The organism is Brachybacterium sp. Marseille-Q7125 (genome assembly GCF_023062615.1).
Lineage (GTDB): Bacteria > Actinomycetota > Actinomycetes > Actinomycetales > Dermabacteraceae > Brachybacterium.
In genome coordinates this window covers 16,967-27,114 of record NZ_JALLAL010000041.1, presented here as the reverse complement: position 1 = coordinate 27,114, position 10,148 = coordinate 16,967, and the positions used below count along the sequence as shown (strand labels likewise).

At 71.0% G+C, this 10,148-nt stretch carries 10 protein-coding genes; 2 read left to right on the top strand and 8 right to left on the bottom strand.

Features of this window, described 5'->3' with window-relative positions:
- Window positions 1-159: 159 nt before the first annotated feature.
- Together rsmD and MU407_RS10595 are read right to left on the bottom strand one after the other, a co-directional pair.
- Entirely contained in the window at window positions 160-738 is a 579-nt protein-coding gene (gene rsmD, locus MU407_RS10600; RefSeq protein ID WP_246957328.1) for a 16S rRNA (guanine(966)-N(2))-methyltransferase RsmD, read from the bottom strand.
- 1 nt (window position 739) lies between these two features.
- On the bottom strand, window positions 740-2,944 hold the full coding sequence (locus tag MU407_RS10595) for an ATP-dependent DNA helicase RecG (protein ID WP_246957325.1): 2,205 nt from the start codon (window positions 2,942-2,944) through the stop codon (window positions 740-742).
- 274 nt (window positions 2,945-3,218) lie between these two features.
- On the opposite strand from MU407_RS10595, the gene rpmB reads away from it, so the two are divergent.
- Window positions 3,219-3,416 (top strand): 50S ribosomal protein L28, encoded by a 198-nt coding sequence (gene rpmB / locus MU407_RS10590; RefSeq protein WP_102235244.1) that lies wholly within the window; start codon window positions 3,219-3,221, stop codon window positions 3,414-3,416.
- A gap of 132 nt (window positions 3,417-3,548) precedes the next feature.
- Here rpmB and MU407_RS10585 read toward each other — a convergent pair whose 3' ends face one another.
- Genes MU407_RS10585 through thiL form a run of 3 tightly spaced genes read right to left on the bottom strand, consistent with a single transcriptional unit; the run spans window position 3,549 to window position 6,600 of the window.
- The gene (locus tag MU407_RS10585; protein ID WP_246957322.1) at window positions 3,549-4,478 is read right to left on the bottom strand and encodes a GNAT family N-acetyltransferase; all 930 of its coding nucleotides are present in this window, start codon (window positions 4,476-4,478) and stop codon (window positions 3,549-3,551) included.
- An 8-nt stretch (window positions 4,479-4,486) separates the two neighbouring features.
- Window positions 4,487-5,563, bottom strand: a complete 1,077-nt coding sequence (locus MU407_RS10580; protein ID WP_246957319.1) for an NAD(P)-dependent alcohol dehydrogenase — start codon at window positions 5,561-5,563, stop codon at window positions 4,487-4,489.
- A 29-nt stretch (window positions 5,564-5,592) separates the two neighbouring features.
- Window positions 5,593-6,600, bottom strand: coding sequence for a thiamine-phosphate kinase (gene thiL / locus MU407_RS10575; protein WP_246957316.1), 1,008 nt, complete (start codon window positions 6,598-6,600; stop codon window positions 5,593-5,595).
- 22 nt (window positions 6,601-6,622) lie between these two features.
- On the opposite strand from thiL, the gene MU407_RS10570 reads away from it, so the two are divergent.
- Window positions 6,623-7,120, top strand: a complete 498-nt coding sequence (locus MU407_RS10570; protein ID WP_102235239.1) for a DUF3515 family protein — start codon at window positions 6,623-6,625, stop codon at window positions 7,118-7,120.
- Window positions 7,121-7,136: 16 nt separating this feature from the next.
- Here the strand turns inward: MU407_RS10570 and MU407_RS10565 are convergent, their stop codons facing one another.
- Genes MU407_RS10565 through MU407_RS10555 form a run of 3 tightly spaced genes read right to left on the bottom strand, consistent with a single transcriptional unit; the run spans window position 7,137 to window position 10,136 of the window.
- A complete protein-coding gene (locus tag MU407_RS10565) occupies window positions 7,137-8,252 on the bottom strand; it encodes a D-alanine--D-alanine ligase family protein (RefSeq protein ID WP_246957313.1) in 1,116 nt (371 codons plus the stop codon).
- Window positions 8,253-8,265: 13 nt separating this feature from the next.
- Window positions 8,266-9,294, bottom strand: coding sequence for an NAD(P)H-dependent glycerol-3-phosphate dehydrogenase (locus MU407_RS10560; protein ID WP_246957310.1), 1,029 nt, complete (start codon window positions 9,292-9,294; stop codon window positions 8,266-8,268).
- Entirely contained in the window at window positions 9,291-10,136 is an 846-nt protein-coding gene (locus MU407_RS10555; protein WP_246957307.1) for a lysophospholipid acyltransferase family protein, read from the bottom strand. Before MU407_RS10555 ends, MU407_RS10560 begins: the two co-directional genes overlap by 4 nt.
- Window positions 10,137-10,148 lie beyond the last annotated feature (12 nt).

The following is a 10,148-nucleotide window of genomic DNA, read 5'->3' as shown; positions in this document are numbered from 1 at the left end:
GAGCCAAAAACGGTCACAAATAGTCACAGCCGGACTTGGCTGCGAAAGGTGTATGTGCTAAAGACTGGACGCACCCCCCAAGAACCCCGCAGGGGGTACCGCCGGCAGCGTCGGATGTTTCTAGGAGCCGGCCGCCCCCCCGCGCCCTTGCGCCGCCCCTCAGCTCTCCCCCGCGCCCTCGCGCACATCGGGCCCGCCGAACTGCAGCACGGTCTCGCCGTAGCTCTTCGTCCCGTCATCGCCCCAGCCGTCGGGCCACGCAACGGGCCGCGACCGGACCGAGCGTTCGATCACCACAAGCGCCTCATCGGTGAGCGCGGGCCGCAGTGCCACGAGCAGCTCCTCGACCTGCTCTGTGGTGACGTCATACGGCGGGTCAAGGAACACGAGTGTCGCGTCGTGCCCGGCCAGGGTCTGCGCCACACTCGCCGCGCGACCAGCCCGGATATCGCAGCGCGCGGTGACCCCGAGCGTCCGGGCGGTCTCCCGCAGGCGCCGCGCCGTCGGCCCATGTAGCTCCACCAAGAGAGCATGCTCGGCCCCACGCGAGAGCGCTTCGAAGGCCAATCCCCCGGTGCCGGCGAACAGGTCCAGCACACGGGCGCCGCGCACTGCATCCCAGCCGTCGAGGCGGTTGAACAGGGCCTCACGCACCTTGTCGGACGTGGGGCGGGTGCCCTTTCCAGGCGGGGCGGGGATCACGCGTCCGCCCAGCTCTCCGGCGACGATGCGCGGCATCTCAGCTCCTCTCCACGTCCGGGTCGGCGTCCCGCAACCGGGCAGCGATCGCGCCGGTCAGAGCCGGGTGGGCGCCGAGGTCCGGGTCCGTCGCGACCACCGCGAAGGCATCCTCACGGGCCTGTTCGATCGCCTTCGCATCGCGCAGCACATCCAGGTGGCGCAGGGTGCGCTGGAGACCGGACTGCTCCTCCCCCACGAGGTCGCCGGCACCGCGGCGCCGCAGATCGAGCTCCGCGAGCGCGAACCCATCGGGCGCCTGGGCGATCGCCTCGAGGTGCTGGGAGTGGTCGGCGCCGGGGACGGCAGTGGTGTCGAAGAAGGCGATGCCGGCGTGCTCGCCGCGGCCCACGCGGCCGCGCAGCTGGTGCAGCTGGGAGACGCCGAAGCGTTCAGCATCCAGCACGATCATGGTCGAGGCGTTGGGCACGTCCACGCCCACCTCGATGACGGTGGTGGAGACCAGCAGGTCGATCTGCCCACTCGCCATCTGCTCCATGATCTGCTGCTTCTCCTCACCGGCCAGGCGTCCATGCAGCACCCCGATCCGGGCACCTGCGAGCTCCGGGCGGGCGGCGAGACGCTCGGCGGTCTGCAGGACGCCGCGCGGGGGTTCGAGCGCAGCGGCCGTCGCCTCGTCGGCGAGGTACGGGGGAAGCGGGACGGCCTCATCCTCGTCGATGCGGGGGCAGACGACGAACACCTGACGTCCGGCAGCGATCTCCTCCCCAGCGCGCTCCCACATGCGCTGCTCCCAGGCGGGCAGCTTCTCGTGGACGACGAAGCTCGTCACGCCTGCGCGCAGGCCCGGGCTCTCGCGCAGGGTGAGGACATCGAGATCGCCGACGGTCGCGAGCGCGGCGGTGCGTGGGATGGGGGTCGCAGTCATGACCACGACATGCGGGCTCATACCAGCCGGGCCCTTGGCGCGCAGGCGCCGACGGTGGTCCACACCGAAGCGGTGCTGCTCATCGATCACCACGAGCCCAAGCGCAGCGAACTCGACGCTCTCGGTGAGCAGTGCATGGGTGCCCACCACGATCCCGGCCTCCCCGGAGGTGACATCCAGAAGGGTCTCGCGTCGGCCCGCGGTGCGCTGGGAACCGGTGAGCAGACGGACCTTCGTGGCCTGTGCGTGTCCGTCGAGCCGCCCGGCCCCGGCGAGGTCGCCGAGCAGCGTCGTGATGGTGCGGAAGTGCTGTTCGGCGAGGACTTCGGTGGGGGCGAGCAGCGCCGCCTGGTGGCCGGAATCGACGGCCCGCAGCATGGCACGCAGGGCGATGACGGTCTTCCCGGAGCCGACGTCTCCCTGCAGCAGCACGCTCGTGGGGTGATCGCGGCCGATGCGCTCGTGGAGCTCGGCGCCGATCTCCCGCTGTCCGGCGGTGAGGGTGAAGGGCAGGCGCTCGTCGAACAGATCCTGCAGGGGCCCGTCGGCGGTCAGCGACGGGGCGGGGGTGCGCTGGTCCTGGGCGCGGCGCTGGGCGAAGATCGCCTGCAGGACGAAGGCTTCTTCGAAACGCAGGTGGGCGAGCCCCCGTCGGGTGTCCTCAACGGTGGCCGGAGTGTGGATGAGGCGCACCGCCTCCTCGAGCGGTACGAGGCCGCGCCGGTCGAGCACCTCGTCGGGCACGGGGCGGGATAGCAGTCCCGCGTACTCGAGGCCCTTGGCCATGGCCGAGTGCATGGTGCGCCGGGCGATGTTCTTCTTCAGCGGGTAGATGGGGCGGGGCCGCAGGGCGTGGGCGCGACCGGCCGGGGTGTCCTCGACAGGTTCATAGTCGGGGTGGGTGATCTGGAGGGCCTTGCGGTAGCTGTCGTAGCCGACGGTGCCGCGCACGAGGATCGTCGCGCCACGGGGCAGTCGGGAGCGGTGCCATTCCACCTGGAACTGCTTGGGCAGGAAGAAGGTCAGCGGCAGCTGGTCGGTGCCATCGCCGACGGTGACCTCGAGGATGAATCCACGGCGGGAGCGCATGGCGCGGTCACGCACCGATTCCACGGTGACGACGGCGCTGACCTCCTCACCCTCGTGGACCTCGCGCAGGGATCGCAGCGGCGCGGGGACGACGTAGCGGCGCGGGGTGAAACGCAGCAGGGCGTCGAGGTCGCGCACATCGAAGGAGGCCAGGGCCTTGATCTCCTTGGACTCGAGCAGCTCGCGCAGCGGCATGGATCCGCGGTGGCTCTCGAGCTTGCGGGCCATGGGGGCGGCTCCTTGCGGGCGATGAGGCGGGACTGGATGAGATGCTGCTGAGATGATGCGCGACACGCTCCTGCGTGCCAAGCGCATGTCCCATCGTGCCACTGTCCTGCGCTCCCGTGATGGAATGCACAGGCCGTGGCGCCGGGCGAACCCTTCAGGAAGGCGGCGTTCTGGGCTATGCTCGCGGGGTTGCCCTGACCGCCGGGCGCGCCCCGAGGTGCGACGTGGGAGCGGGCACTGCGATCAGAACTTCGACCATATCCAGGAGACGACAGTGGCTGCTTCCACGTGTGAAATCTGCGGCAAGGCTCCGCGCTTCGGCAAGGCCGTGTCTCACTCGCACCGCCGCACCTCGCGTCGCTGGAACCCGAACGTCCAGTCCGTGCGCACTGTGATCAAGGGCACCAGCAAGCGCGTGAACGTGTGCACCTCCTGCCTCAAGGCGGGCAAGGTCACGAGCCTCGGCGCCTGAGCGGGACACCGCACCAGCTTTTTCGACGACGCCCCCACCGGTCACGGTGGGGGCGTCGTCGTCTCCGCGTGCAGATGCGCTGATGGGGCAGATGCGCCGATGGGACTGTCGGGTGGCCCCGGTGCGCTCCTGTCAGGGCAGCTCCCGCAGGCGCGCGGTGAGGCCGTTCGGGATCTCCACGAGGTCCACGGGATCAACCTCGTCAGCGCGCAACGTCGCGAGCAGTGGAGCGGTGTGCGGATCGGTGGGGTGGTTGTCGAGGTCGAGGTGCGCGACGCCCTGCTCTCGCAGGTCATCGAGCAGAGCCGCGAGAGCGAGGGCAACATCGGCTCGGGCGTGCGGCATGGCGGCGTCCACCGCTTCGAGGGCCCCTTCCCGCCCGGGGCCGACGGGATCGTCGTACAGGTCCGCGAGCGCCGTGATCGCGCCGTCGCGCCGCACCGCCCAGGAGTGCTCACGGATGGCACCGTCCCAGAACTCGTCCCCCACCTCTCGCCGCAGGACGTCGCGAGGAGCCGTGGGTGACCAGCTCGCGTGCTGCCACGCGTAGCAGTCGGTGAGAGCGTCGATGACCTGCTCCCGCGGGAGCTCGGACCAGCGGCGGACCTCGGCGTGCGGGACCTCGGCCCGCACTGCCGCGCACCAGCGGACCGTGCGCTCCGCGGCGACGTCCACGCGCAGCAGCGGCACGCGCAAGTACGTCACGGCCCCTAGGGAGCGCAGGAAAGCTTCCCGCTCCGACCCCAGCTCCACCTTGCTCGACAGCGGATTTGCACTGTATGTGCCGAGTTCGCGCAGAAGTGCTGTTCCATGCCCGCGCCGACGATGGGCCGCATCGATCTCAAGCTCCACCAGATCTCGCGTGGGATGCACGGTGTTCGGGCCGATCCGGCCCACTCCGATGACGCACCGGTCGCCCGCGGCGCCCTCGATCTCCAGCACGAGCGCACGAAAGCCCGACCGCCAGCCATCGGGCTTCATCCAGGAGAAGCGATGGCCGTCCCGCTCCACGTCGGCCCCAGTGACGGGACGGAACCACCGCTTCTGCGCAGCTTCGCTCACGCCACCGCTCACTCCGCCGTCACCTCCGCGAAGGTCGCGGTGTCGATGACGGCACGGAAATGCACGTCGCCGTCCACGACGCGGTCATAGGTAGCATCGGCCTCATCCACGGAGATGACCTCGACCTTCGCGGCGAAACCGTGCTCGGCGCAGAAGTCGAGCATCTCCTGGGTCTCGGCGATGCCACCGATGTTCGAGCCGGCCAGCACCTTGTTGTTGCCGATCAGGGAGCCGAAGGAGAGCTGCTGCCGCTCGGGCGGCAGGCCCACCACGCACATCACGCCGCGCGGAGCGAGCAGCCCCAGGTAGGCGTCCACGTCGATGTCGGCGCTGATGGTGTTGAGGATGAGGTCGAACTCGCCGCGGTGATCGGGGAAGAACCCCTCGGCGGTGGTAGCGAGGACCTGCGTAGCACCGAGGGCCTTGGCGTCCTCCTCCTTGCGCAGAGTGCGGGTGAGGACAGTGACGTCCGCGCCCATGGCCACGGCGATCTGCACGCCCATGTGGCCGAGACCGCCCAGGCCCAGCACGGCGACCTTCTTGGGGCTGCCGTCGATCTGGTCTCCGGCGCCCCACCGATTCAGCGGCGAGTAGGTGGTGATCCCGGCGCACAGCAGCGGCGCGGCCTGCTGAAAGTCGATCTGCTCCGGCAGGCGCAGCACGAACTTCTCGTTGACCACCACCTTCTCGGCGTAGCCGCCCTGGGTGATGGTGCCGTCGACGTCCTTCGCGTTGTAGGTGCCCACGTTGCCGTTCAGGCAGGACTGCTCATTGTCGGCACGGCACTCACGGCAATCGCCGCACGAATTCACCAGGCAGCCCACGCCCACGCGGTCACCGACCTGGAACGCGGTGACGTCCGCGCCGACGGCGGAGACGATGCCGGCGATCTCGTGCCCGACGGTGAGGGGGAAATGCGCCTCGCCCCATTCATTGCGAATCGTGTGGATATCGCTGTGGCAGATCCCGGCCGCCTTGATGTCGATCACGACGTCATCGGGCCGCGGGTCGCGCCGCTCGATCATGGTGACGCGGAAAGGCTGGTCGGGGGCGGTCTTCTGCAGCGCCTTGACGGTGAAGGGCACGGCATCCTCCTGGTCTCGTGGGGTTTTTCTCAGCCTACGGGGGAACTCTGGAAGTGATCGAAGCCCCGACCGCGGATCGGCTCCCCGCCCAGTGTCACGGGATGTGCGGCACATTCGATGACCCGTCCGATGGGACGGAAGTCCTGCGGCAGGGCCGACGGGGCGAAGGTCGCGAGCATCGCGTGCTCCTCTCCGCCGTGCAGCACCCACTGCCAGGGGTCGGTCTCCAGACACGTCGCAAGCTCCGCGAGCGCCTCGACGTCCGGCTGCAGCGCGGCGGGGTCCAAGTCGAGGCTCACCGCAGACGCGGCGGCGATCCGGGCACCGTCCCGCACCAGCCCATCGGACAGATCCAGCATGGCGTGCGCTGCGCGCCCGCTCCCCCACCCGCGTTGCAGGTCAACGCGCGGAGCGTTGTGGTGGCGCACCAGCTCCTCATATCCCGCCGCGCCCGTGACCGTGCCCTCCGGGCCGACGCGCACCTGCCTGGAGAGGACGAGGGCGAGGCCCGCGGCGCTGCGACCCAGGCGCTCGGTGCCGATCGCGAGGACATCCCCGGGGCGGGCCCCGGAGCGCAGCACCGGCTCGGCGTCATCGGCGAGGGTGCCGAGCGCCGTGACGGTGAGGGTGATGACATCGGCCCGCCCCAGGTCACCGCCGACGATCACCGCGCCATCGCTCGCCGCCCGCTCGGCCAGCCCAGCCGTGACCTGCTCGAACACGTGCGCCGAGGTGTCAGCGGGGGCGGAGAGGGAGCTCAGCAGCGCGACAGGCCGGGCGCCCATCGCCGCGATATCAGCGAGATTCTGCACGGCGGCCTTCTCCCCCACCCAGCGGGGGTACGTCGTCTTGGGCAGAAAGTCGTAGCCTTCGACGATCGTGTCGGTGCTCGCGACGATCCGGCCGATGCCGGGGCGCAGCACCGCGGCATCATCCCCGGGGCCGATCTCCACCAGCGGCGAGGTACACAGGTGAGGCTGCAGCCGGGCGAGCAGCGCGGCCTCGCCCTGCGGGGCGTCGGTGGGCTGAGAGGTCATGGGCCCACGGTAGTCTCGTCGGGTGCCCCGAACCCGCTCCCTCACTGTGCTGTCCGCCGTGCTGATCGCCGTCGGCGTGACCTCGTGCGGCACGGTGCAGGTGCCGCCGGGGCCGCAGGCCCAGGACCCGGTGTGCGCGAACATCGTCATCGGGGCGCCGCCGGAGATGCTCGGCATGTCGCAGCAGGAGACCTCCAGCCAGGGCACCGTGGCGTGGGGACGCGGGCAGGATGCGGTCGTGATGCGCTGCGGGGTCACTCCGCCGGGGCCGACGACGGACCTGTGCACCACCCTCGATGACGGCACCGGCACCGAGGTGGACTGGATCGTCCGTGAGCTCGAGGGCGATGTGGTGCTGTTCACGACCTATGGGCGCGAACCCGCGATCGATGTGACGGTGCCGCGCTCAGTCGCCCCGGACCAGCCCTCCGCCGCCCCACTCGAGCTGACGCAGCTGGTCAGCCGGTACATCGAGGCGACGGACCGCTGCATCGGCCCCGGGGAGACCGCCGCCGAATGAGCCCGCCCGGCCTCTGTCAGCGCGGGCCGAGCCGCCGGTTGCTGGCCAGCTCCACGAGGTCCGCGATGAGGTCCGCGTAGCTGAGCCCCATGTTCTCCCACAGCACCGGGAACATGGAGTACGGGGTGAAGCCGGGCATCGTGTTGACCTCGTTGACCATGACCTCTCCGGTCTCGGTGACGAAGGTGTCCACGCGCGCCAGGCCCTCGAGGCTGAGGGCGGTGAAGCTGCGTGCGGCGATCTCCCGCACCTCTTCCAGCAGGTGATCGGGCAGAGCGGCGGGCACGTCGATCACCACGGTGCCCTTGCCGAAATACTTGGCCTCGTAGTCATAGAACTCGAGGTCCTCCCCCACTTTCACCTCTCCGGGGATGGTGGTGCGCGCCTCGGCGCCGTCGTGCCCCTGCAGCACGCCGCATTCCACCTCGCGGGCTGCCACGGCTTCCTCGATCAGCACCTTGGGGTCCTCGGCGAAGGCGGCCTGCAGCGCGGTCTCGAGATCCTCGGGACGCTCCACGCGGGTGACGCCAAGGCTCGAACCGGCGCGGGCAGGTTTGACGAACCACGGCAGGTCATGGTGGCGGCGCATATGGTCGAGAACCTGCTGGGCGCCACGATCCCAACGGTCCTGGTGCACCACGATGCCAGGGGCGACGGGGATGCCGGCGGCGCGCAGGGTCATCTTCGTGGCGGCCTTGTCCATCGAGGCAGCGGAGGCGAGCACCCCGGAGCCGACGTAGGGAATGTCGAGCATCTCGAGCATGCCCTGGACGGTGCCGTCCTCGCCGTAGGGGCCGTGCAGCAACGGCCAGATGACATCCACCTCGGCCAGGGGGCGCACGGCGCCATCGGCGATGGTGCGCAGCTGCACGCGCTCACCGGGGCGGTGCCGCTCGGCGGGCAGCAGCACTTCGGGCCCGTCGGGATCCACCTCGGGGGTGCGGCCGCCCACGAGAGTCCAGTCGGCCGGGTCATCGGAGACGTGGATCCAGCGTCCCTCCCGCGTGATCCCGACGGCGATGACGTCGAAGCGTTCGCGGTCGATCGCGCCGAGGATGCCGCCGGCGGTGACGCACGAAATGCCGTGCTCGCCGCTGCGGCCGCCGAACAGGAGGGCGACGGAAGTTCTCATGGGGCGAGAGTAATCATTCGGGCCGCACGGATCGTGCCAGCAGGGCCGCGGTGACGTCGTCGATCTGCGCACCGTGGTCCACGACCTCGACCACCGCGCGAGTGATCGGCATGTCCACGCCCAGGCGCTCGGCGATCTCGGCGACAGCGCGGGCGGTGGCAACGCCCTCGGCGGTCTGGCCCACCTCGGCGGCGGCCGCGGCGACATCGAGTCCGCGCCCGAGCGCGAGGCCCAGCCGGTGGTTGCGCGACAGCGGCGACGAGCATGTGGCCACGAGGTCGCCCATCCCGGCAAGGCCCGCGAAGGTCTCGCGCCGCCCGCCGAGGGCTTCACCGAGCCGGGTGATCTCCGCCAGGCCCCGCGTGATCAGCGAGGCGGTGGTGTTGTGGCCGTGCCCGAGCCCGGTCGCAGCGCCCACGGCGATCGCGATGACGTTCTTCACCGCCCCGGCGATCTCGACCCCGACGACATCGGTGGAGGTGTAAACCCGCAGGTAGGGGGCGGTGATCCACGAAGCCACGCGGGCGGCGAGGGCGGCGTCGGGACAGGCGATGACGCTGCCGCAGGGGCGGCGCTCGAGGATCTCGCGGGACAGGTTCGGGCCCGACAGCACCCCGGTGAGCGATCGGTCCGCTCCCCCGGCTTCGGTGAGAAGTTCGGTGATCCGGCGGTCGGTGCCCCGTTCGATGCCTTTGGTCAGCGACAGCACCGGCACCGCAGGCAGAGTCGGCCAGGTGCCCAGGGTCTCGCGCAGGGACTGGGCGGGGACGGCGATGATGAGCGCATCAGCGTCCGCGAGGGCCTCATCGATGCTGCTGGTGGCCCGCAGAGCATCAGGCAGCTCGTGGTCGCCGAGATAGGCGCGGTTGCGGTGGGTCTCGCGGATCTCGCGGGCCACCTCCTCGCGGCGGGCCCACAGGGTGACCTGCGCACCGGAGTCGGCGAGGACCTGCGCGAAAGTGGTGCCCCAGCTGCCGGCACCGAGGACGGCCAGGCGCGGCGTCGGTACGGCGGGAACGGGCTCGAAAGAGGTGGTGATCATGGGGTCTGCTTCCAGGCGCGGTAGCCCGGGACGGGCTGGCCGATCTCGGGGCGGTGCGCGTCGCTGCGCGGATCATGCAGGACGTCGGGCGGGGTGTCTGCGCGCAGCGTCCCGAGCAGCTCCGCGATCGCTGCCATGAGCTCCGCGGTGATGCGCTCCTCGGCGGCGCGGGCATCCTCGCCGGGGCGCGGCGCGACGGTCATCGGCTCTCCCACGCGCATCTGGACGCGGCGGCCGGGCCCGGGGTGTGGGATCGGGGAGCCGACGGGCCACAGCAGGCGGGTGCCCCAGCAGGCTACGGGCAGCAGCGGCGCCCCGGTGGCCAGGGCCAGGCGGGCCGCCCCGAGCCGCCCCTGCATGGGCCACAGCTCGGGGTCGCGCGTGTAGGTGCCCTCGGGGAAGATCAGCAGCAGCTCCCCGCGGGCGAGGGCTGCGCGGGCGGCGGCGAGAGCGTCGGCGCTGCGGGAGCTGCCGCGCAGCACCGGGATCTGACCGGTGGAGCGCAGGATATGCCCCAGCACGGGGATGCGCAGGATCGGCTCCTTGGCCAGGAAGCGGGGTGCGGCGCCGCTGGAGTGAAGCAGATGCCCGTAGGCCAGCGCGTCCAGCGGCGAGAGATGGTTGCCACACACGATGATCGGCCCGTGGGCGGGGATGTTCTCGGCGCCCTCCCAGTGCGGGCGGGTCAGCGCCAGCAGCAGGGGCCGCAGCGGGATCTGCAGCAGGCCGATGATCCAGCCGGAGCGGCGCTCCGGGGCGCGGGCGCCGGGGAGGTCCCAGGAGCGGGCGGTGCGGTTGCGGCGCAGGCGCTCACGCAGGGCGCGGGGGATGCGGATGCGCATGCTCGCCGCCCG